This window comes from Sorangium sp. So ce448 (assembly GCF_051520915.1).
Taxonomy (GTDB): Bacteria; Myxococcota_A; Polyangia; order Polyangiales; family Polyangiaceae; genus Sorangium; species Sorangium cellulosum_B.
Window position 1 is genome coordinate 591,376 of record NZ_CP150343.1, and the last position, 21,928, is coordinate 613,303.

Below are 21,928 nucleotides of genomic sequence, written 5' to 3' on the forward strand. Positions count from 1 at the left end.
GTCTATGCCTCTCCGGTGGTGTCGGGCGCCTCGGCGGCGCCGGTTTCGCGGGCGGTCGCCCGGCCTTCGTCCTTTGCGCTGCCGCGCCTGGCCCGCGACGGCGCGTCGCCGGCCTTCACCGGCGCGCTCCGCTTCTTTCTCGGCGTGTCGTCCTCGTCCTCGTCCTCGTCGTCTTGGTCCTCGTCGTCGTCACCATCTGCTTGCTTGTCGGCGGCCGCGGCGGAGCTCTCCGGGAGGCTGAGCGCCATCGCCTGCTCCGGGTGGTCCAGGGCGGCCTTGTGATAGACCGCGAACGCGATCGACGCGGCGAGCCCGGTCGCCAGCGCGACGGCCTGGGAAGTCGAGTACTGGAGGGTCGCGGAGGCGGCGAACGTCTCGGGCCTGAGGGCCAGGTACAGGGCGACCGCGGGGACGAAGGAGAGCACCTGCGTCACCTTGCGCACCACGTTGTCGCGGAGGAGATGGGAGAACCCGATCGTGTACCCCACGGCGAAGATCACGAGGCCGGCCGGGAGCAACACGTGCTCCGGGAGCGACGGCGGGATCGAGCCGCGCTCGGCGTCGTCGCGGAGGAGCTCGAGCAGGTAGCGGCAGACGCCGTAGGAGAACGTGAAGATGAGGAAGATCTCGCCACGGAACTTCTGCCGGCGGCGCGCGAGGAGGAGGAGCGTGAGCAGCCCTGCGCCGACGAGCGCCTCGTAGATCTGCGTCGGGTGCACGGCGAGCGACGCCTCGGAGCTCGGATCCAGCCCGCGCTCCTTGACGTGCTGCACCCACGCCGGGGACCCGCTGCCGTGGTCCAGCGTGCCCTCGGCCCAGCGCGGGAACGAGCCGAGCTTCTTCAGCCAGGCGGGCGCCGTCTCGCCGAGCGGCCGGCCGAAGTCGCAGCCGAAGAGGTAACACCCGATCCGCGTGATCATCAGGCCCGAGGCGAGGCTCGGGACGGCGACGTCGGCCCAGGGGAGCAGCGGGATGCGGTGGGAGCGCAGGAACAGGTACGAGCCCAGGAAGCCGCCCAGGAAGCCGCCGTACGCCACCAGCCCGCCGCGGCGGATGTCGAACATCGCGCCGAACGAGTCGAACTCGTCGAGGTTCGTGAGGATGTAGAGCACGCGCGACCCGACGACCGCGGCGAGCGCGGTGACGACGTAGCAGTTGGCCATCGTCTCCTTCGGCAGGCCGTCGCGCTCCGCGAGCCCGAGCGTCAGGTACCAGCCGACCACGAGCGAGAGCCCGAGCATGACACCGTAGCTGTAGATGGGCAGCGGACCCAGGGTGTAGGTCTGCTCCTTGACCTGGGAGGCGATCGCCGCGAGCGCGACGCCTGCGATGCCCGCGGCCGTTGCGCCTGGCTTGTTCTTCGCGATGAGCAGCCCGATCGCGCCCGCGAAAGCGATGCCCGCAGCGATCAGGAAGACCCAGAGCAGGGGCACGGTCCAGGCGGGCAGCGGGACGCGGAACAGGATGGGATGCATGGCGCCTCTCCTTACGCCTGGGCTTGGGGACCATCAAGCATCGTCTCTCGCGCATGACGCAGCGAGCCAAGGCGTTCGCTGACGCTGGTCCAACCGCGCCGGGCGATCTCGATGTGCCCGGGCCGTCAGCGCAGCGCGAGGTTCTCCCCATCCTGTCGACGGCGCCCGCGAAGCGGCTCTCGAAGTCCGCGCGCGCCGCTGCTAGCATCGATTCCGTGCTCTCTGGCCGTGCCACCGTCGGGGTCTTCGCAGTGCCTGGACTGCTCGTGAGCGCGGCGTGTGTTCCCGAAGGGCCGGCCACGGGGGATGTGAGCGCGCGGCCAGCCGGGACGGTCGCGCCGTCGGTCTCCTCGCCGACCGCGGGCGCCGCTTCGGGAGCGCAGGGGACGGGCGTGTTCGAGGACGACTTCAACCGGCCGGCGCTCGGCCCCGACTGGAACGCCTTGAGCTCCAAGTGGGCCATCGACGAGGGGCAGCTCTGCGTGCGCGCCGCGAGGAACCGCGGCGTGTGGCTGAAGCGGCCGCTGCCGGAGAACGCCCGGATCGAGTTCGACGCCATCGCCGAGGCCCCAGACGGCGATCTCAAGGCCGAGCTCTGGGGAGACGGCCGGAGCGGGGCGACGGCGGCGAGCTACACGAACGCGACGAGCTACCTCGTGATCCTCGGAGGATGGAAGAACACGAAGCACGTGCTCGCGCGCCTCGACGAGCACAGCGCCGGACGGCTGGAGATCGACGTGGATCCGGACAGCGACGACGACCGCGCGCGGCCGGTCGCGCCGGGGCAACCGTATCGCTTCCGGATAGAGCGTCGTGACGGCAGGACCCTCTCCTGGTCGGTGAACGACGTCGAGTATCTGGAGCTCAGCGACCCTGCTCCGCTCTCCGGTCCAGGGCACGAGCACATGGGCTTCAACGCATGGGATGCGCCGGTCTGCTTCGACAACCTGCGCATCACGCCCCTCTAGCCGCGATGGAATCGGGTGAGGTCGAACGGGAGCTCGAGGAGCTGGAGACGCGCATCGAGCGGCTGCGCGCGCTCTACGAGCAGTACTTCATGGGGATCGAACGGCTGGAGCCGCTCATCCCGCGCAAGGACGTCGAGCGTCGCATCTGGGTGATGCGGCGGGAGCAGATCAGGAACACCGGGCTCCGGTTCAAGTTCCAGATGCTGATCCAGCGCTACAACACGTTCCAGCAGTACTGGGGCCGCATCTCGCGCGAGATCGAGAACGGCACGTACCGTCGCGACGTCATCCGCGCAGCGAAGCGGGTCGGAGCGAAGGAAGCGCTCACGATCGTCGGCCGCAAGCGGGCAGAGCGCTATGCGGAGCTCGCCGAGCAGCAGGACACAGAGCACGGGCCGGTCCACCGCGCCGAGGACCGCGGCGATCACGAGGAGATCGACGTCGACGACGAGGCGGTCACGCTGGCGCCCCCGCCTTTGCCCGCCGCGTCGCTTTTGGGAAAGCGATCGCTGGCCGCGCTGGCCGCCGAGGAGGCCGCGCCCCGCGCCGCGGTCGCGCCGCTGACCGCGCCGGAGGCGTCGAGCGCGGCGCCCGCCAGCTCGCCGGCGCGCCCCGCGCTCGCGCCGCCTGCCATGCCGCAGGCCACACCGGCCGTGAAGCCCGCTCCGCTGGGAGGGCTGCCCCGGGGGCTCGGCCTGACCAGGCCTCAGCAGAAGCCGGCGGAGAGCAAGCCGGCAGAGGCGAAGCCGGCCGAGGCCTCGCCAGCAGGCGCGAAGTCGCCGGCGCGCCCTGCCGTCGACAAGGCTCAGCCTGCGGCGGGCGCGAACAGCCGTCAGCGGCTCGCCGAGCTCGCGGCGGAGATGCGCGCTCAGCGCACCAAGACCGGCGACGCGGCGAAGGCCGCGGCCGGGCCTCCAGACGCGTTGACGGACGTCGCGTCCGAGCCTCCGCCTGCTCCGAAGCGCCCGCCGCCACCGAGCCCCGTCAAGCCTTCTCCTGGCGCTCCGGCCGAAGCCCCGGCGGTCGCTGCCGCCGCCGCGGCGGGCGAAGCGAAGGGCACCGGAGCGAGGCGGCAGGAGCGCGTCCACTCGGAGCGCCCGCCGTCGGCCCGGCGCCGTCGCTCCACCGCGCCGCCTGCCGCGGAGACCGGCCCGGCCAGCGGCGCTCGGCATTCGGCGCCGCGGACGCCGTCGCGCCCCCCGGAGGCCGCGCGCGCCGGCGTCGACGCCGCGGTGCGCGCGCGACCCGCGCCCCCGCAGCGATCTGCTGCGCGCGACGACGAGCTCCCGGAGCAGCGGCTGCGTCAGATCTACGCGAAGTACGTCGAGACGAAGCGCGCCGCGCGTGAGTCGACGGCCGGCGTCACCTACGAGCGCCTGGCCGAGAGCCTCCGCGCGCAGGCCGCGAAGCTTCGTGCGACGAACCCGGCCAAGTCCGTCGACTACGATGTCGTCGTCAAGGACGGCAAGACCCTGCTCAAGCCGATCCTCAAGTAGCCGAAGATTGGCTGGCGGCAGGACGGACGCGACGTCCCAAGGCAGGGATCGACGCAGGACCGACGTTCGGCGGTGAACGCCAGGGGCGTGAGCTCGCCGAGCCAGGCTCGGCGAGCTGAGACGCTCCCGAGGGCGCTCCCGTCGTCAGACGGTCGGACTGGGCAGATGAGGATGTGCCGGCGGATCAGTGATGCGCGACGCGGCGCCAAAGCTGCGGCAGTCGCTGGACCCGCGCAGGTACTCCGGCGTCGTCCTCGACGAAGAGGATCGCACACGCCGTGCGGTCGGCCTCGCGCATCCTCGCGCATAAGTCGGCCAGGTCATCGTCGGCGTCCACAACGTCGGCCTCGGCCGGCTGGGAACAGCCTTGAACGTATTTGACATTGTCAAGGGCGATCCATCGCCCAGCGAACTCTTTAGATCGACATATGTCGCGCCAGCTCATTCGAGGCGCGACCAAACGAATCTTACTGCCCATTTCCCGTGAGCGACCTTCTCCCCCGTGTTCCAAAGTCAAGCGCCGACCAAACAAAGCCAGGGCGCGGCGTGCAATGAACTTTCAGAACTGTCGGGGCAGGATCTAGCACCGGTCAAAATCGGGCGTCAAGGCAAGCCTGGAACAGTCCGGACCCGCTGAGCGTTGTGCCCGATCCGGCCCACCTCCCTCATCGACATTGCGCTGGCAGCTGGGACATCGCCTCGCCCGCCCCGATCCGCGCGGCAGCCAAGGCGTGGGACTTCGCCGCGCACCCCTTGGACGCGACCGCCCGCTTGGCGCTCGCGCTGATGGCGGCCCTCGCCTCGGCCTTCTTGGGGCCATCGCACGACGCGAAGCGCTTCACTGCGAGATCCGTGTTGCCGCCGTTCGCCAGGTTGATCGCGGCCCTGCACTCCTGCTCCGCCTTCTCGTTGCCAGGCGGCGGGGCCTTGGGCCCGGTGGTCGCGGTCGGAGTCGTCGGGGTCGACGTGGTCTTCGGGGTGTCCGGAGCCGTCTTGTCCGGGCCGGTGGGCTCGGGCGGGAGAGGCTCCGGGGTGGTGGTGGGCGTGCTCGTGGGCGTGCCCACTGGATCCGACGCCACGGTGACCGACGGCGCGCCCGTGGGCAGCGGGATCGCGGTCGACGTGCTCTCCTCCGTCGTGCTCCCGCCGCCCCCCTTCGTCATCATGACGACGCCGACGACGCCGAGCACCGCGACGGCCGCGACGGCGGCGAGGATCGGAGCTGCCTTGCTCTTCTGCGGCGCCGGTGGCGGCGCGGGGAACACCTGGCCGCTGCCCGTGGGCACGGCCGGGTGCGCCGGCACGACAGCCTGATCCATGACCGTGGCGGCCTGATGGGCCTGATGGGCCTGATGGTTGACGACGGTCCTCACCGGTCCCGGTCCCGTGGGCGGCCCCGCGACGAACAGCGGCTCCCCGAGCTGCGTCTGACCCGAGCGCGACGGCATCAGCGCCGTCCCGCTGGTCGGCGCGTCGCTCCCGACGAGGGTGCGCGGCGCCGCCGCGAGCACCGAGAGGCGGGCGCCCGCGCCGATCGTGAGATCTTCGTAGAACTCCCGCGCCGACTGCTGCCGGTCCTCGCGCCTCTTGCTGAGGGCCCTCATGACGGCCGCCTTCATCTTCGGCGGGGCCGCGGCGCCCATCGGCACCGCCTCGAACGGGAATGGCTGCGCCGTCATGTGCTGCGTCGCCCATGCCCACGGCGTGTCGGCGTCGAACGGCAGGCGCCCGGTGAGCATCTCGTAGGTCAGCACGCCGAGCGAGTAGATGTCGCTCCGCGCGTCCAGCTCGGTCCCCGTGAACTGCTCGGGGCTCATGTACGGCGGGGTGCCGAGCACCGTCCCCTGCTGGGTGAGCTTCTGCTCGGCCTTGGCGCTGCGCTCGTCGCGCTTCGCGATGCCGAAGTCGAGGACCTTGACGTAGTCCTCCTCGCCGGCGCGCTTGGTCAAGAAGATGTTGGCGGGCTTCAGGTCGCGATGGACGATCCCCTTCTCATGGGCCTCCTGGAGCGACCCGCACGTCTGCGCGATGATGCGATCGACGCGCTCGGGAGAGAGCGCGCCGCCCCGCTCGAGCGCCGTCTCCAGCGACTGCCCGTTGAGGAGCTCCATCGCGATGTAGAGCTCCCCGGTGTTCGTCTGCCCGAAGTCGTAGACCTTGATGGTGTTCGGGTGCTCGAGCTCGCTGACCGTGCCGCACTCCCGCATGAAGCGCGCGACCACCTGCGGATCCTTCGCGTGCTGCGAGAGGAGCGTCTTGATGGCGACCTTCCGCACCGACGTCCCCATCGGCTGCTCGCCGTTGTAGACGCGGCCCATCCCGCCCTCGCCGAGCACGCCCATGATGCGGAACCGGCCGCCGACGATGGCGCCGATGAGCGGGTCTGCTTCCACCGGCGCGACAGGGAGGAGCGCGCCGCACGTGGCGCAGAAGCGCGCCCCATCGATGTTTGGCTGATGGCAAGCGGGACATTCCATGCGATCGAACCCTCTACCCCCGAAGCATGACGGAACGCGATCGTCGCCTCGGGCCGCTCCGCGGCGCGCCCGGGCGAGCGTGCGCCGGGCAGGATCGCAGCAGCCGCGAGCGGAGCGCAAGGGACCTCTCGCTCGCCCGAGGCGCCGCCGACGCGCGTCCTCGTCGTCCCCGTCTTCGCCCCTCGTTCAGGGTCGCTTGCGTTCGCGCTCACGCAGCTGCTCGCCCGAGTCGCGCCGTAGCTGAGCGCGGTGTTCGGCGCGGGCCACGTGCCCCGCGCCGAACACCGCGCGCGCCGCGGGGTCGTTCTATTCGACGTCCGCCGACGTCCGCACTTGAAAACCGGAAGCGCTCGAGCGAGATCGGCGCCGTCGGAGGACGCCGGTGCTCTGGACCGCCCAGCTTGACCACGCGGCCAGACCGCGCTCTCGCAGCCGATTGCAGCGAAACGGACGAAAACGATGCACACCGCTTGACACGTCTCTTGCAGGGGGCTAAGAGCCTCCTCCCTTCGCGGGACTCGTCTACCTTCGGAGCGACGTGAGCGGCACCAAGAGCTTCACCTCGCTGCGGTCCAGCCCGGTCGGCACACTCCGAACCGCGCAGGCAGGCGGTCCAGCAGGGCCGGGAGTTGATTGCTCGCACAGAAGTGATCGGTCTTGGGACATTTCGCTAGGTCAGCACGCACGTTTCCCGGAGCCCGGGGACGGGCAGCGGGTGGATGCCGCTGGCGTAGCTCAATCGGTAGAGCACCTGCCTTGTAAGCAGGGGGTTAGGGGTTCAAGTCCCCTCGTCAGCTCCGATGCAAGGCAACAGATCGGCGGTTCGGGAGGTCAGGGCAGAGACAAAGTCCGTAAGATCCGATAAATAGAGAAAATCTGGAGGGTTGCCCGAGCGGCCAAAGGGAGCAGACTGTAAATCTGCCGGCAATGCCTACGATGGTTCGAATCCATCACCCTCCACCGGGGCGTGCTTTCGCTCCGAAAACGGTTCGACCAGGATACAGATCCGCCGGGATCGCTCTCGACGGAAGCCCGCGGGCGTAGCTCAGTTGGTAGAGCGTCAGCCTTCCAAGCTGAACGTCGCCGGTTCGAACCCGGTCGCCCGCTCCGTGGTCGGTCGTTTGCCCACCTAGCTCAGTTGGCAGAGCACGTCCTTGGTAAGGACGAGGTCGTCGGTTCAATCCCGATGGTGGGCTCCAGCGAGGACAGCGAAACGCAGTCGCGAACTTCATTTCGGCAGGAGACATCTCGATGGCCAAGGAGAAATTCACTCGTACGAAGCCGCACGTGAACGTGGGCACCATCGGCCACATCGACCACGGCAAGACCACGCTCACGGCGGCGCTCGTCAAGGTGCAGTCGAAGCGCAACCTGGCGAAGGCGATCTCGTACGCCGACATCGCGAAGGGCGGGACGGTCCGTGACGAGACCAAGACGGTGACCATCGCGGCGGCGCACGTCGAGTACGAGTCGGCGAACCGCCACTACGCGCACGTCGACTGCCCCGGGCACGCCGACTACATCAAGAACATGATCACCGGCGCGGCGCAGATGGACGGGGCGATCCTCGTCGTGTCGTCGCTCGACAGCGTGATGCCGCAGACGCGCGAGCACGTGCTGCTCGCCCGCCAGGTCGGCCTGAACCACATCGTCGTGTTCCTCAACAAGTGCGACGCGGTGGACGACCCGGAGATGCTCGACCTGGTCGAGATGGAGGTCCGCGAGCTCCTGTCGAAGTACAAGTTCGACGGCGACAACGCGCCGGTGGTCCGTGGCGCGTCGCTGCCCGCGCTCCAGGGCGACCCGAAGTGGGAGGAGTCGATCCAGCAGCTGCTCGGCGCGCTGGACAGCTACATCCCCGAGCCGGTGCGCGACATCGACAAGCCGTTCCTGATGGCGATCGAGGACGTGTTCTCGATCAAGGGCCGCGGCACGGTGGCCACGGGCCGCATCGAGCGCGGCGTGATCAAGGTCGGCGACGAGGTGCAGATCATCGGCTTCAAGGACACGAAGAAGTCGGTCGTGACCGGCGTCGAGATGTTCCGCAAGCTGCTCGATCAGGGGCAGGCGGGCGACAACGTCGGGTGTCTGCTCCGCGGCGTGGAGAAGGAAGAGATCGAGCGCGGCCAGGTGCTCGCGAAGCCCGGGTCGATCACGCCGCACACCAAGTTCACCGGTGAGGTGTACGTCCTCAAGAAGGAGGAGGGCGGGCGCCACACGCCGTTCTTCACCAACTACCGGCCGCAGTTCTACATCCGGACGACGGACGTGACCGGCACGGTGAACCTCCCCGAGGGGGTGAAGATGGTGATGCCGGGCGACAACATCACGATGACGATCGAACTCATCGCCCCGGTCGCGCTGGAGGAGCAGATGCGCTTCGCCATCCGCGAGGGCGGCAAGACGGTGGGCGCCGGCGTCGTCACCAAGATCCTCGCGTAGGAGGCCGACGTGGGCGAGCAGGCCGGTGGGTGGCGTGCGGCGCGCATCGCCGTCTCACTGGCCTGCAGCGAGTGCAAGTCGCGGAACTACAAGACCACGAAGGCACCGGATCAGGTGGTGTCGCTCAAGAAGTTCTGCAAGCAGTGCAAGAAGCACACGGTTCACGACGAGACGAAGTGAACGAGTGCTCAGGAAGGCGCAGCGATTCTAGGGGTATAGCTCAGTTGGTAGAGCAGCGGATTCCAAATCCGCAGGTCGGGAGTTCGAGCCTCTCTGCCCCTGCCGGGGGATGTGGGCGCCTCAGGGCCGCCCCTGGATCCTCACCGAGCAGGCCTTTGTCTGCCGCGGTTCGGCGCGTTTGGTGTTGTTATGGCGAAGGGTCAAAAAGACAAGCCGCCGACGAAGGTCGCGGAGGACGAGGAGCCGGAGGAATCCGGACCGAGCTCGCCTGCCGAGGACTCGTCCCTCGTGAAGCAGAGCGAGGGGACGGGGGCTGCTGACGCGAAGGACGCCGAGGCGCCGCGTGCCGATGAATCGAACGACGCCGATGAGGCCGAGGACGAGGAGGTCGCGGCCACTCAGCTTGGCTCGGAGCGCTATGTGCTCGCCGGCTTCTTCGCCGCGGGGATGCTGCTCGCCTACCTGCTCGGCAAGGTCGTCCATGGCGTCTGGGCGACACTCGCCAACAAGGACTGGTTCAGCCGGGCGCTGCCGGTGCTCTCCGCGGTGGGTGACGACGACAAGACGACGTACGGCATGATCGTCGGCGGCGTCGTCGCGCTGGTCGTCGTGTTGCGCGCGTTTCGCAACCCCGAGCTTCGCGCCTGGAGCGACGAGGTCGCCGCCGAGCTGGCGAAGGTGAAGTGGCCCACCAAGAAAGAGGTGACGAATGCGACGTTCATCGTCATCGCGACGACCACCGTGGCGACCCTCTACCTGGCGCTGCTCGACCGCTTCTGGGCATTCGTGACCAACATCGTTTACGGCGATGGAAGCTGAAGCAGGGAGACCCTGAGGGAATCAAGCGCCATGGCCAAGAAGTGGTACGTCATCCATACCTACTCGGGATACGAGGCGAAGGTGCGCGACGCGCTCCAGCAGCGCGTGAAGCAGTACAGCCTGGAAGATCGGTTCGGTGAGATCCTCATCCCGAGCGAGACGGTCACGGAGAACCGTCCCGGCGGAAAGACCCGCGTTCGTCAGAAGCTCAGCCTGCCCGGCTACATCTTCGTGGAGATGGAGATGAACGAGCAGGTCTGGCACCTGGTCAAGGACACGCCCAAGGTAACCGGCTTCATCGGCAACCAGACGCCGCAGGAGGTCCCGATCGTTCAGATCGACAATCTCCGGCGGGGGATCGTCGAAGGGGCGGTCAAGCCGAAGCCGCGGCTCACGTTCGAGGTGGGTGAGGAGGTGCGGGTCCTCGACGGCGCCTTCGCGAACTTCACCGGCACGGTCGATGACGTGAAGATGGACAAGCAGAAGCTCAAGGTGAAGGTCAGCATCTTCGGCCGACCCACCAGCGTTGAGCTCGACTTCTCAGCCGTGGAGAAGCGCTAGCCAGGAACGGACGGCTGCAAACCTGCGGGCGAGCACCGCGCCTCCGCGGTGCTTCGCTGTTTCTCTGAATAGTAGACCGCCCGTCGGGCGGCGGTTCGATAGGGTGCGAGATTCATCATGGCGAAGAAAGTCACAGGGTACGTGAAGCTGCAGCTTCCGGCGGGCAAGGCCAACCCGTCGCCCCCCGTCGGTCCGGCGCTCGGCCAGCACGGCGTCAACATCATGGCGTTCTGCAAGGACTTCAACTCGCGGACGGCGGCGCAGGGGGACATGATCATCCCGGTGGTGATCACGGTCTACTCGGACCGCTCGTTCACGTTCATCATGAAGACGCCGCCGGCCTCCGTGCTCCTCAAGAAGGCGGCGGGGCTCGAGACGAAGAAGAAGCCGGGCGCGGGCTCCAAGGAGCCCAACAAGGTCAAGGTGGGCAAGGTCACGCAGAAGCAGCTGCAGGAGCTTGCCCAGCTCAAGATGCAGGACATGAACACGACGAACCTCGAGTCCGCGATGCGCAGCATGGCGGGCACGGCGCGCTCGATGGGCATCGACGTCGTCGACTGAGGTGGTCGTGGCGCTCCCCGCCGTCGGGGATGCGCCCCGCCGCGCCGGGCGCCCGAGAGGGGCGCCCAGCGGGGCCAGAAGCAAGACTTACCACGGTAGTTTTAGGCGCACCGTGGGAGGCGAGAGCCGTTAAGAAGGAGGGCATGTGCCGAAAGTCGCCAAGAAGAAAGTCGCAGCGCGGGCAGTCGTCGACCGCGCTCGAAAGTACACATTGCAGGAGGCGTGCGCGCTCGTGAAACAAGCGGCGCCCGCCAAGTTCGACGAGACGGTGGACCTCGCGGTCCGGCTGGGTGTCAACCCGCGGCACGCGGACCAGATGGTCCGTGGCGCCGTCGTGCTCCCGCATGGGACGGGGCAGTCGCTTCGGGTCCTGGTGTTCGCCAAGGGCGAGAAGGCCAAGGAGGCCGAGGCGGCCGGCGCCGACTTCGTCGGCGAGGCGGATCTCGTGAACAAGGTCCAGGAAGGCTTCATGGACTTCGATCGCGTGATCGCCACGCCCGACATGATGGGTCTGGTGGGCAAGCTCGGCCGTATCCTCGGTCCGCGCGGCCTGATGCCGAACCCGAAGGTCGGGACCGTGACGTTCGACGTGAAGACGGCCGTCTCGGAGGCGAAGGCCGGCAAGGTGGAGTACCGTGTCGAGAAGGCGGGCATCGTGCACGCGCGGATCGGCAAGGTCTCCTTCGCGGAGAACGCGCTCCATGTGAACGCGGACGCGCTGATCCAGGCGCTCGTCCGGGCCAAGCCGGCGACGGCCAAGGGCATCTACCTCCGGAGCATCACGCTGTCTTCGACGATGGGCCCCGGGGTTCGTATCGACCCGGTCCACTTCATCGGCAAGACGGAGGAGGCGTAGCCCATGGAACGGTCCCAGAAGGAAGTGCTGATCGGCTCCGTCCGGCAGAAGTTCGAGCGGATGTCTTCCGCGGTGTTCCTGGATTTCAAGGGGATGAACGTCGAGGCGGTCACCAAGCTTCGCGATGAGTTCCGGAAGTCCGGCGTGGAGTACCGGGTCGTGAAGAACACGCTCGTCCGCCACGCCATCAAGGAGCACCCCTGGGCGAAGACCCTCGCGAAGAGCCTGACCGGCATGACCGGCGTGGCCTGGAGCTACGAGGATCCGAGCGCGGCAGCCAAGGTCGTCAAGGCGTTCCGCAAGGACAACCAGAAGCTGCAGGTCAAGGCGGGGCTCATCGAGGGGCAGATCCTCTCGGGGGATGCCGTCGAGACGCAGCTCGCGACGATGCCCGGCAAGGATGAGCTTCGTGCCACGCTGCTCGCGACGCTGCAGGCGCCGCTCCAGCAGTTCGTGCAGCAGCTCAACGCGCCTCTCCAGAATTTCGCCTATCTCCTGAAGGCGAAGGAAGAGGAAGCGGGCAAGCAGGCCTGAGAGGGTGCTTTCGTATCAATTGGGCCTTGCGCCCGTCTGGTTTTGGTTTACATGGCCCCCTCCCCGGGGCGCGTAGAAGAGTTTGAAGGAGTCTTGCAATGGCTGAGATCACGCGCGAGCAGGTCGTCGATTACCTCTCCAACCTCCCTGTCATCCAGATCGCCGAGCTCATCAAGGACCTCGAGAACAAGTGGGGCGTCAAGGCTGCCCCCGCGGCCGTCGCTGTCGCTGCCGGCCCCGCGGCCGCCGCTCCGGCCGAGAAGGCCCCGGAGCAGACCGAGTTCGACGTCATCCTCGCGAACGCGGGCAGCAACAAGATCGGCGTCATCAAGGCGATCCGCGAGATCACCGGTCTGGGCCTGAAGGAGGCGAAGGACCTGGTCGAGGCCGCGCCGAAGACCGTCAAGGAGCAGGTTTCCAAGGCGGACGCGGAGGAGATGAAGAAGAAGCTCGTCGAGGCAGGTGCTACCGTCGAGCTCAAGTAACGATCACCGCTCCCTGCAAGGGAAATCGGGATCCGCCGGCGGACGGCGGCAGGGGCGGTCGTCCCTGCCGCACGTCCCGCTTTTGTCTGATGAACGGGACCGCGTTTGCGGGCCCTCGCGCAACGCTGAAGAGGGCCGCGAGTACGGGTCCTCGGTCAATCCTGAAGAGGACCGCGGGTGCGGGTCCTCGGCCAACGTCGGAGCTCAATGGGTCGCCACGCGGTCCGCTCTGCCCCCACAACCAAGATGTTTTGGGTCCTCATTCCCTGGGGACGCTCGCTCGCCATTCGTGCGTAGCTTCGTGTTCGTTGCTCGGTTCGAGCCGTGCGCCCGCCCCGCACTGCTCGTGTGAGCCGGAGGAAATCGATGCCGTCGGTCGTCCAATCCAACTTCCGCGTCCGTAAGAACCTGGGTCGCGTTCGTCGCATCATCGACGTCCCCAACCTGATCGACATCCAGAAGTCGAGCTACGACAAATTCCTCCAGATGAGCGTTCCGCCGAACGAGCGGGAGGAGGTCGGGCTGCAGGCGGTGTTCCGCTCGGTCTTCCCGATCAAAGACTTCAACGGCACGAGCGAGCTCGTCTTCGTCTCGTACAACCTCGAGCCGCCGAAGTACGACGTCGATGAGTGCCGCCAGCGCGGTATGACCTACTCGGCGCCGATCAAGGTCACGAACCAGCTGATGATCTACGACACCCGCGACGGCGGGGAGCGGATCGTGCGCGACATCAAGGAGCAGGAGGTCTACTTCGGCGAGCTCCCGCTGATGACCGAGACGGGCACGTTCATCATCAACGGCACCGAGCGCGTCGTCGTCAGCCAGCTGCACCGTAGCCCCGGCGTCTTCTTCGATCACGACAAGGGCAAGACGCACTCGAGCGGCAAGCTGCTCTACTCCGCGCGCGTGATCCCGTACCGCGGCTCGTGGCTCGACTTCGAGTTCGACCCGAAGGACATCATCTATGTTCGCATCGATCGCCGGCGGAAGATGCATGCGACGGTGCTCCTGCGCGCGCTCGGCTACTCGACGCAGGACCTGCTGAACTACTTCTACTCGACCGAGACCGTGTACCTCGAGAAGGGTGGCAAGTACGCGAAGAGCATCGAGTACGACCTCCTGGCCGGTCAGCGGACGACGCGCGACATCAAGATCGGCAACGACGTCATCGTCAAGAAGAACACCAAGTTCACCCGCGCCGCCATCCGGAAGATGAAGGAGGCGAAGCTCGAGCGGCTCAGCCTCGAGCCGGAGGAGCTCGTCGGTAAGGTCGCGGCGCACGACATCGTCGACCCGGAGACCGGCGAGGTCGTGGTCGAGGTGAACGAGGAGCTCACCGAGGCGAAGCTCGAGCGGCTGCGCGACGCGAACATCGAGCAGTTCCGCATCCTCTTCATCGACGGCCTGAACGTCGGCTCGTACCTCCGCGACACGCTGCTCACCGACAAGGTGAAGACGATGGAGGACTCGATCCTGGAGATCTACCGGCGGCTGCGGCCGGGCGATCCGCCGACGCTCGAGACCGCCAAGACCCTGTTCCACAACCTGTTCTTCAACGCCGAGCGTTATGACCTGTCGAAGGTCGGCCGGCTGAAGCTGAACTACAAGTTCTACCGGGATGTCCCCGAGGACGAGCGGCCGGGGCTCGATCTCACGGTGCTCACGCCGCAGGACATCCTGGAGACCGTGCGTCACCTGATCGAGCTCAAGAACGGGCGCGGCTCGGTCGACGACATCGATCACCTCGGCAACCGCCGCGTGCGCGCGGTCGGCGAGCTGATGGAGAACCAGTACCGCATCGGCCTCGTCCGCATGGAGCGCGCGATCAAGGAGCGCATGAGCATGTCGCAGGAGATCGACACGCTCATGCCGCACGATCTGATCAACGCGAAGCCGGTCAGCGCGGTCGTGAAGGAGTACTTCGGGAGCTCCCAGCTCTCGCAGTTCATGGACCAGACCAACCCGCTCTCGGAGGTCACCCACAAGCGCCGCCTCTCGGCGCTCGGCCCGGGCGGCCTGACCCGCGAGCGCGCCGGGTTCGAGGTGCGCGACGTCCACGCGACCCACTACGGCCGTATCTGCCCCATCGAGACGCCGGAAGGTCCGAACATCGGCCTCATCGCCTCGCTGTCGACGTTCGCCCGCGTGAACGAGTTCGGGTTCGTCGAGACGCCGTACCGGAAGGTCGAGAACGGCCGGGTGACGGAGGACGTGATCTGGCTCTCCGCGCTCGAAGAGGAGGGCAAGTACATCGCGCAGGCGACCGTGAACCTCGACGAGGGCGGTCGCTTCAAGGAGTCGCTGGTCTCGGCCCGCTACAACGGCGAGTTCAAGATCGTCACGCCCGAGATGGTCGAGCTGATGGACGTCGCGCCGAACCAGATGGTGTCGGTCGCCGCCGCGCTCGTGCCCTTCCTCGAGCACGACGACGCGAACCGCGCGCTCATGGGCGCCAACATGCAGCGTCAGGCCGTGCCGCTCGTCCAGTCGCACGCGCCCCTCGTCGGCACCGGCATGGAGGAGCGGCTCGCCCGCGACTCCGGCGTCTGCGTCATCGCGCGGCGCCCCGGGGTCGTCGAGAGCGTCGACGCGACGCGCATCGTCGTCCGCGCCGAGGGCGAGGGCGCCGAGGTGCCCGATATCTACCACCTCATGAAGTTCCAGCGCTCGAACCAGTCGACCTGCTACACGCAGAAGCCGGTCGTCAGGACGGGCGAGGTGGTGAAGAAGGGCGACGTGCTCGCCGACGGCCCGTCGACGGACATGGGCGAGCTCGCGCTCGGCCAGAACGTGCTCGTCGCGTTCATGCCGTGGCAGGGCTACAACTTCGAGGACTCGATCCTGGTCTCGGAGCGCATCGCCAAGGACGACGTGTTCACCTCGATCCACATCGAGGAGTTCGAGTGCGTCGCCCGCGACACGAAGCTCGGCAAGGAGGAGATCACCCGCGACATCCCGAACGTCGGCGAGGAGGCGCTCAAGGACCTCGACGACTCCGGCATCGTGCGCATCGGGGCCGAGGTGCGGCCGGGCGACATCCTGGTCGGCAAGATCACGCCGAAGGGCGAGACCCAGCTCTCGCCCGAGGAGAAGCTGCTCCGGGCGATCTTCGGCGAGAAGGCCGGCGACGTCCGCGACAGCTCGCTCAAGGTGCCGCCCGGCGTCGGCGGGATCGTCATCAACGCCCGGGTGTTCTCGCGCAAGGGGACCGAGAAGGACGACCGCGCGCGGGACATCGAGGATCAGGAGCGGGCCAGGATCGAGCGGACGCGCGACGAGGAGATCAAGATCCTCCGCGACTCGTTCTTCCGCCGCATCCGCGAGCTCCTCCTCGGCAAGGAGGCGACAGGCAAGCTCGTCGACGACAAGGGCAAGGTGCTCTTCCAGAAGGGCGCCATCATCGACGAGCCCTCGCTCGCCGAGATCCCCCGCAAGTACTGGGGGGAGATCCCCGTCGACGACGCCGAGCGGGTCCAGCAGATCCTGCGCGACCTCGAGGAGCTCGTCCGCACGCGCGAGGAGCACTTCCGCGACAAGATCGATCGCCTCTCCAAGGGCGACGAGCTGCCGCCGGGCGTCATCAAGATGGTGAAGGTCTATATCGCCATCAAGCGCAAGCTCCAGGTCGGCGACAAGATGGCGGGCCGCCACGGCAACAAGGGTGTCATCAGCCGCATCCTCCCCGAGGAGGACATGCCGTATCTGCAGGACGGCAGGCCGGTCGATCTCGTGCTGAACCCGCTCGGCGTGCCGAGCCGCATGAACGTCGGCCAGATCCTCGAGATCCACCTCGGGTGGGGCGCCTTCGAGCTCGGCAACCAGCTGCAGCGGATGATCGAGCAGCAGCGGGCGAGCGCCGAGATCAAGGAGCACCTGAAGGCCATCTACGCAGGCGACGAGACGATGAACGGCTTCTTCGACAACCTCGATGACGGCGACGTCAAGCGCTTCGTCAAGACGGTCGATGAGGGCGTCTTCATGGGATCGCCGGTGTTCGACGGCGCTCATGAGTCGGACATCAAGGGCGCTCTCGCCCTCGCGGATCTCCCGACCTCGGGTCAGGCGATCCTCTTCGACGGGCGCACGGGCGACGCGTTCGATCAGAACGTCACGGTGGGCATCATGTACATGCTGAAGCTCCACCACCTGGTCGACGACAAGATCCACGCTCGCTCGATCGGGCCCTATTCGCTCGTCACGCAGCAGCCCCTCGGCGGCAAGGCGCAGTTCGGCGGGCAGCGGCTCGGCGAGATGGAGGTCTGGGCGATGGAGGCCTACGGCGCGGCCTACGCGCTGCAGGAGTTCCTCACCGTGAAGAGCGACGACGTGATGGGCCGCACCCGGATGTACGAGGCCATCGTGAAGGGGGACTACACCCTGGAGGCGGGGCTGCCGGAGAGCTTCAACGTGCTCATCAAGGAGCTCCAGTCGCTGTGCCTGAACGTCGAGCTGGTCGAGACGAGCGCAGGCGTGGAGGCGTCGGCCGCGGAGGAAGAGGAGTGATGCAGTTCGTCACGTCACGAGCGCCGCGCGCCTTCTCGGTGACGGCAGGGGAGGCGCGCCGCGCGGGCGGCGCGCTCCCGAACGCTCAAGCAGTGGGCGCGGACAGGTTCATCGGTTTCGTTTCTGTCTCCGGAGGTCTCCATGCGTGACATCTTCAGCTTCTTCGAGAAGCCCAAGGACCCGCTGTCGTTCAGCGCCATCCGCATCTCGCTCGCGAGCCCGGAGAAGATCCGCGAGTGGTCGCACGGCGAGGTGAAGAAGCCGGAGACCATCAACTACCGGACGTTCAAGCCGGAGCGCGATGGTCTGTTCTGCGCCAAGATCTTCGGGCCCGTGAAGGACTACGAGTGCAACTGCGGCAAGTACAAGCGCATGAAGCACCGTGGCATCGTGTGCGAGAAGTGCGGCGTCGAGGTCATCCAGTCGAAGGTCCGGCGCGAGCGGCTCGGACACATCTCGCTGGCGACGCCGGTCGCCCACATCTGGTTCCTGAAGAGCCTGCCGTCGCGCATTGGCAACATGCTCGACATCACGCTCAAGGACCTGGAGAAGGTGCTCTATTGCGAGGCGTACATCGTCATCGATCCCAAGGAGACTGGCCTCATGCGGGGCGATCTCCTGAGCGAGGAGCGGTATCTGCAGCTCCTCGACGAGTACGGTGACGACAAGTTCAGCGCCGGCATGGGCGGCGAGGCGATCCTCGAGATGCTCAAGCAGGTCGACGTCCACGGCCTGGCCGAGCTGCTCAGGACGGAGATGCGCGCCGCGACCAGCGAGGCCAAGCGGAAGAAGCTCGCGAAGCGGCTCAAGGTCGTCGAGGCGTTCCGTGAGAGCGGCAACCGGCCCGAGTGGATGATGCTGACCGTGATCCCGGTGCTCCCGCCGGATCTGCGCCCGCTCGTCCCCCTGGACGGCGGCCGCTTCGCGACCAGCGATCTCAACGACCTCTACCGCCGCGTCATCAACCGCAACAACCGCCTGAAGCGGCTCCTCGAGCTGAACGCGCCGGAGATCATCATCCGGAACGAGCGCCGCATGCTGCAGGAGGCGGTCGACGCGCTGTTCGACAACGGCCGCCGCGGCAAGACGATCACCGGCCCGAACAAGCGCCCGCTCAAGTCGCTCTCCGACATGCTGAAGGGCAAGCAGGGCCGGTTCCGCCAGAACCTGCTCGGCAAGCGCGTCGACTACTCGGGCCGCTCCGTCATCGTCGTGGGCCCGACGCTGCGCCTGCACCAGTGCGGCCTGCCCAAGAAGATGGCGCTCGAGCTCTTCAAGCCGTTCATCTACAACAAGCTGGAAGAGCGCGGCTACGTCAACACCATCAAGAGCGCCAAGAAGATGGTGGAGAAGGAGCGCCCGGAGGTCTGGGACATCCTCGAGGAGGTCATCAGCGAGCACCCGGTGCTCCTGAACCGCGCCCCGACGCTCCACCGCCTCGGCATCCAGGCGTTCGAGCCCGTCCTCATCGAGGGCAAGGCGATCCAGCTGCACCCCCTGGTCTGCGCGGCGTTCAACGCCGACTTCGACGGCGACCAGATGGCGGTCCACGTGCCGCTGTCGGTCGAGGCGCAGATGGAGGCGCGCGTGCTCATGATGAGCACGAACAACATCCTCTCGCCCGCGAGCGGCAAGCCGATCATCAACCCGACGCAGGACATCGTGCTCGGGCTCTACTACGCGACCCGCGAGCGGAAGTTCGAGAAGGGGTCGTACCGCGCGGACACCCTCGCCTTCGGCGAGGACGGCGTGGCGCAGGGCTACCTGCGCGGCGTCTACGCCTCCCTCGAGGAGGTGCGGATGGCGTACGACAACGGCGAGGTCGCGCTGCACGCCGGCATCCGCGTCCGCGTCCCGATCATCGACGACGAGGGCAACCCGCAGCTCGACGAGTTCGGCCACGTGAAGCGCCGCGTCGTCGAGACCACGGTGGGCCGCGTCATCATCTCCGAGGTCCTCCCGAAGGGGGTCGCGTTCGAGTACGCGAACAAGACCCTCGACAAGAAGGCGCTCTCGGCGCTCATCGACGTCTGCTACCGCATCCACCGCAACAAGGAGACCGTCCTCCTCGCGGACCGGCTCCGCACGCTCGGCTTCGACCACGCGATGCGGGCGGGTATCTCGATCTGCATGGATCACATGGTGATCCCGCCGGCCAAGAAGGTCCTTCTGGGCGAGGCGCAGAAGGAGGTCGAGCGCGTCGTCGAGCAGTACCAGGAGGGGCTCATCACCGACGGCGAGCGGTACAACAAGATCGTCGATATCTGGGCGAGCATCGCCGACCAGGTCACGACCGAGATGATGGCCGGCATCGGCAAGGAGACGATCGTCGACCACGAGACGGGCAAGGAGTCGATCGAGCCGAGCTTCAACCCGATCTACATCATGGCCGACTCCGGCGCGCGCGGCTCCACGCAGCAGATCCGGCAGCTGGCCGCGATGCGCGGCCTGATGGCCAAGCCGTCCGGCGAGATCATCGAGACGCCGATCACCGCGAACTTCCGCGAGGGTCTCAGCGTGCTCCAGTACTTCATCTCGACGCACGGCGCCCGGAAGGGTCTCGCCGACACGGCGCTCAAGACGGCGAACTCGGGGTACCTCACCCGGCGGCTCGTCGACGTGGCGCAGGACGCGGTCATCTCCGAGTTCGACTGCGGCACGCTCGACGGCATCCGCGTGGCGAAGCTCGAGGAGGCCGGCGAGGTCATCCAGCCGCTCGGCGACCGCATCCTCGGCCGCGTCGCGCTGGAGGACGTCGTCGACCCGCTCACCGGCGAGGTGCTCATCACGGCGAACACCGAGCTCGACGAGCAGGCGGTGCGGTCCATCGAGGACGCCGGCATCGAGGAGGTCGTCATCCGCTCGGTGCTCACGTGCCAGCTCCGCCGCGGGGTCTGCGCGCTGTGCTACGGGCGCGACCTCGCGCGCGGCTACCGGGTCAACATCGGCGAGGCGGTGGGCATCATCGCCGCCCAGTCGATCGGCGAGCCGGGCACGCAGCTCACGATGCGCACCTTCCACATCGGCGGCACCGCGGCGCGCGGCAAGATCGAGGCGAGCTACCTCGAGGCCCGCACCGAGGGCACCGTCCGCCTCCGCCGCGCGGTCGTCCAGAAGAAGAAGGACGGCACCATGGTGGTCATGAACCGCCACGGCGAGATCGTGGTCGTCGACGAGACGGGGCGCGAGCGCGAGCACAACCGCCTCGTCTACGGCGCCATCCTCAAGAAGGCCGACGGCGAGCGCACCAAGCCCGGCGAGCTGCTCGCCGAGTGGGACCAGTTCGCGACGCCGATCCTCACCGAGGTCTCCGGCGTGGTGAAGTTCGGCGACCTCATCGAGGGCGTCAGCGTGCAGGATCGCCTCGACGAGGTGACGGGCCTCTCGCGAAAGGTCGTCATCGAGTCGAAGGCGGCCGACGTCCGCCCGCGCATCTCGCTGAAGGACCCGGAGTCGGGCAAGACGCTGAAGCTCCCGAACAGCGAGCTCGAGGCGCGCTACCTGCTCCCTGTCGGCGCCCACATCGTCGCGCAGGAGGGGGATCTCATCGAGGCCGGCGAGGTCATCGCCAAGATCCCGCGCGACACGACGAAGGTGCAGGACATCACCGGCGGTCTGCCCCGCGTCGCCGAGCTGTTCGAGGCCCGAAAGCCGAAGGATCACGCGATCATCAGCGAGATCGACGGCGAGGTCACGTTCGGCAAGGACACGAAGGGCAAGCGGAAGGTCATCATCACGCCGTACTCGCCGGACGGGCATGCGCTCGGCGATCAGGCGCGCGAGTACCTGATCCCGAAGGGCAAGCACATCCAGGTGCAGCCGGGTGACCGGGTGCGCGCGGGCGACCCCCTCCAGGACGGCCCGCCGAACCCGCACGACATCCTCCGGGTGAAGGGCGAGAAGGAGCTGTCGGCCTGGCTCGTGAACGAGATCCAGCAGGTGTACCGGCTCCAGGGCGTCGGCATCAACGACAAGCACATCGAGGTCATCGTCCGGCAGATGCTCCGGCGGGTCCGGGTGCGCGAGGTCGGCGATACGAACTTCCTGGTGGACGAGCAGGTCGAGAAGCACATCTTCGAGAAGGAGAACGAGACCGTGCTCGAGCGCGGCGGCAAGCCCGCCATCGCCGAGGCGCTCCTCCTCGGCATCACCAAGGCCAGCCTGTCGACCGAGTCGTTCATCAGCGCCTCGTCGTTCCAGGAGACGACCAAGGTGCTCACCGAGGCCGCGATCAACGGCAAGACGGACGATCTCCGCGGTCTCAAGGAGAACGTCATCATGGGCCGCCTGATCCCGGCCGGGACGGGGCTGCCCGCCTACAAGCGCCTCCAGGTCGTGGTCGAGGGCGAGCCGGTGGCGCAAGCGCCGTACGTCGCCCCCCGGCCGCGTCCCGAGGAGACGCTCACGGCCGTGAACGAGGAGTAGTCGGCCTGCCGGCGCGCCCAGGGCGGGATCCAACCCCGATCCCGGGCGCGCCGCCCCTCTCCCGGAGCGCGCTCGCTGCGGCTCGGGAGGCGTTTTGCCTTTCGCCCCAGGCTCATCGGCCTCACGAGTCGCGCCGGACGTGGCGC

General features: G+C 67.6%; 15 protein-coding genes and 5 tRNA genes. 17 read left to right on the top strand and 3 right to left on the bottom strand.

Annotation, left to right across the window (positions count from 1 at the left end; all coding sequences use genetic code 11):
- Positions 1-2: 2 nt before the first annotated feature.
- Positions 3-1,475: a prolipoprotein diacylglyceryl transferase gene (locus tag WMF45_RS02225; RefSeq protein WP_437715328.1), complete on the bottom strand. Its 1,473-nt coding sequence runs from the start codon at positions 1,473-1,475 to the stop codon at positions 3-5.
- 53 nt (positions 1,476-1,528) lie between these two features.
- Between WMF45_RS02225 and WMF45_RS02230 the strand changes: the two genes are divergently transcribed.
- Positions 1,529-2,443 carry a hypothetical protein gene (locus tag WMF45_RS02230; RefSeq protein WP_437715329.1) on the top strand — a complete coding sequence of 305 codons (915 nt, stop codon included), beginning with the start codon at positions 1,529-1,531 and terminating at the stop codon, positions 2,441-2,443.
- A 5-nt stretch (positions 2,444-2,448) separates the two neighbouring features.
- Positions 2,449-3,939 (top strand): MXAN_5187 C-terminal domain-containing protein, encoded by a 1,491-nt coding sequence (locus WMF45_RS02235; protein ID WP_437715330.1) that lies wholly within the window; start codon positions 2,449-2,451, stop codon positions 3,937-3,939.
- A 184-nt stretch (positions 3,940-4,123) separates the two neighbouring features.
- On the opposite strand, the gene WMF45_RS02240 is transcribed toward WMF45_RS02235, so the two are convergent.
- Together WMF45_RS02240 and WMF45_RS02245 are read right to left on the bottom strand one after the other, a co-directional pair.
- On the bottom strand, positions 4,124-4,417 hold the full coding sequence (locus WMF45_RS02240; protein ID WP_437715331.1) for a hypothetical protein: 294 nt from the start codon (positions 4,415-4,417) through the stop codon (positions 4,124-4,126).
- Positions 4,418-4,604: 187 nt separating this feature from the next.
- Positions 4,605-6,416 carry a serine/threonine-protein kinase gene (locus WMF45_RS02245; protein WP_437715332.1) on the bottom strand — a complete coding sequence of 604 codons (1,812 nt, stop codon included), beginning with the start codon at positions 6,414-6,416 and terminating at the stop codon, positions 4,605-4,607.
- A 724-nt stretch (positions 6,417-7,140) separates the two neighbouring features.
- Here WMF45_RS02245 and WMF45_RS02250 point away from each other — a divergent pair.
- The 15 genes from WMF45_RS02250 to rpoC all read left to right on the top strand — a co-directional run bounded on the left by WMF45_RS02250 (position 7,141) and on the right by rpoC (position 21,782).
- A tRNA-Thr gene (locus tag WMF45_RS02250) sits at positions 7,141-7,213 on the top strand.
- 81 nt (positions 7,214-7,294) lie between these two features.
- Positions 7,295-7,376: transfer RNA gene (locus WMF45_RS02255), tRNA-Tyr, on the top strand.
- A 74-nt stretch (positions 7,377-7,450) separates the two neighbouring features.
- Positions 7,451-7,523 (top strand) — tRNA-Gly (locus WMF45_RS02260).
- Between the two features lie 16 nt (positions 7,524-7,539).
- Positions 7,540-7,615 (top strand) — tRNA-Thr (locus WMF45_RS02265).
- Between the two features lie 52 nt (positions 7,616-7,667).
- Complete coding sequence (tuf, locus tag WMF45_RS02270; RefSeq protein WP_437715333.1) at positions 7,668-8,858, top strand: elongation factor Tu; 1,191 nt, start codon at positions 7,668-7,670, stop codon at positions 8,856-8,858.
- A 9-nt stretch (positions 8,859-8,867) separates the two neighbouring features.
- On the top strand, positions 8,868-9,038 hold the full coding sequence (gene rpmG, locus WMF45_RS02275; protein ID WP_437531315.1) for a 50S ribosomal protein L33: 171 nt from the start codon (positions 8,868-8,870) through the stop codon (positions 9,036-9,038).
- A gap of 29 nt (positions 9,039-9,067) precedes the next feature.
- Positions 9,068-9,140 (top strand) — tRNA-Trp (locus WMF45_RS02280).
- 87 nt (positions 9,141-9,227) lie between these two features.
- On the top strand, positions 9,228-9,857 hold the full coding sequence (secE, locus tag WMF45_RS02285) for a preprotein translocase subunit SecE (RefSeq protein ID WP_437715334.1): 630 nt from the start codon (positions 9,228-9,230) through the stop codon (positions 9,855-9,857).
- A 30-nt stretch (positions 9,858-9,887) separates the two neighbouring features.
- The gene (gene nusG, locus WMF45_RS02290) at positions 9,888-10,418 is read left to right on the top strand and encodes a transcription termination/antitermination protein NusG (protein ID WP_012233040.1); all 531 of its coding nucleotides are present in this window, start codon (positions 9,888-9,890) and stop codon (positions 10,416-10,418) included.
- Between the two features lie 117 nt (positions 10,419-10,535).
- On the top strand, positions 10,536-10,979 hold the full coding sequence (rplK, locus tag WMF45_RS02295; protein WP_272097520.1) for a 50S ribosomal protein L11: 444 nt from the start codon (positions 10,536-10,538) through the stop codon (positions 10,977-10,979).
- A gap of 145 nt (positions 10,980-11,124) precedes the next feature.
- On the top strand, positions 11,125-11,835 hold the full coding sequence (gene rplA, locus WMF45_RS02300) for a 50S ribosomal protein L1 (RefSeq protein ID WP_272097521.1): 711 nt from the start codon (positions 11,125-11,127) through the stop codon (positions 11,833-11,835).
- A gap of 3 nt (positions 11,836-11,838) precedes the next feature.
- Complete coding sequence (gene rplJ / locus WMF45_RS02305; RefSeq protein ID WP_437549104.1) at positions 11,839-12,369, top strand: 50S ribosomal protein L10; 531 nt, start codon at positions 11,839-11,841, stop codon at positions 12,367-12,369.
- A gap of 98 nt (positions 12,370-12,467) precedes the next feature.
- Entirely contained in the window at positions 12,468-12,854 is a 387-nt protein-coding gene (gene rplL / locus WMF45_RS02310) for a 50S ribosomal protein L7/L12 (RefSeq protein ID WP_437297491.1), read from the top strand.
- Positions 12,855-13,220: 366 nt separating this feature from the next.
- A complete protein-coding gene (gene rpoB, locus WMF45_RS02315) occupies positions 13,221-17,357 on the top strand; it encodes a DNA-directed RNA polymerase subunit beta (RefSeq protein WP_437715335.1) in 4,137 nt (1,378 codons plus the stop codon).
- A gap of 141 nt (positions 17,358-17,498) precedes the next feature.
- Complete coding sequence (rpoC, locus tag WMF45_RS02320; RefSeq protein WP_437715336.1) at positions 17,499-21,782, top strand: DNA-directed RNA polymerase subunit beta'; 4,284 nt, start codon at positions 17,499-17,501, stop codon at positions 21,780-21,782.
- Positions 21,783-21,928: the final 146 nt, after the last annotated feature.

Bases quoted from the DNA above. Each gene is read 5' to 3' on its own strand.
- WMF45_RS02225 (WP_437715328.1), bottom strand. From the start codon at position 1,475: ATGCATCCCATCCTGTTCCGCGTCCCGCTGCCCGCCTGGACCGTGCCC.
- WMF45_RS02230 (WP_437715329.1), top strand. From the start codon at position 1,529: ATGACGCAGCGAGCCAAGGCGTTCGCTGACGCTGGTCCAACCGCGCCG.
- WMF45_RS02235 (WP_437715330.1), top strand. From the start codon at position 2,449: ATGGAATCGGGTGAGGTCGAACGGGAGCTCGAGGAGCTGGAGACGCGC.
- WMF45_RS02240 (WP_437715331.1), bottom strand. From the start codon at position 4,417: ATGGGCAGTAAGATTCGTTTGGTCGCGCCTCGAATGAGCTGGCGCGAC.
- WMF45_RS02245 (WP_437715332.1), bottom strand. From the start codon at position 6,416: ATGGAATGTCCCGCTTGCCATCAGCCAAACATCGATGGGGCGCGCTTC.
- tuf (WP_437715333.1), top strand. From the start codon at position 7,668: ATGGCCAAGGAGAAATTCACTCGTACGAAGCCGCACGTGAACGTGGGC.
- secE (WP_437715334.1), top strand. From the start codon at position 9,228: ATGGCGAAGGGTCAAAAAGACAAGCCGCCGACGAAGGTCGCGGAGGAC.
- nusG (WP_012233040.1), top strand. From the start codon at position 9,888: ATGGCCAAGAAGTGGTACGTCATCCATACCTACTCGGGATACGAGGCG.
- rplK (WP_272097520.1), top strand. From the start codon at position 10,536: ATGGCGAAGAAAGTCACAGGGTACGTGAAGCTGCAGCTTCCGGCGGGC.
- rplJ (WP_437549104.1), top strand. From the start codon at position 11,839: ATGGAACGGTCCCAGAAGGAAGTGCTGATCGGCTCCGTCCGGCAGAAG.
- rplL (WP_437297491.1), top strand. From the start codon at position 12,468: ATGGCTGAGATCACGCGCGAGCAGGTCGTCGATTACCTCTCCAACCTC.
- rpoB (WP_437715335.1), top strand. From the start codon at position 13,221: ATGCCGTCGGTCGTCCAATCCAACTTCCGCGTCCGTAAGAACCTGGGT.
- rpoC (WP_437715336.1), top strand. From the start codon at position 17,499: ATGCGTGACATCTTCAGCTTCTTCGAGAAGCCCAAGGACCCGCTGTCG.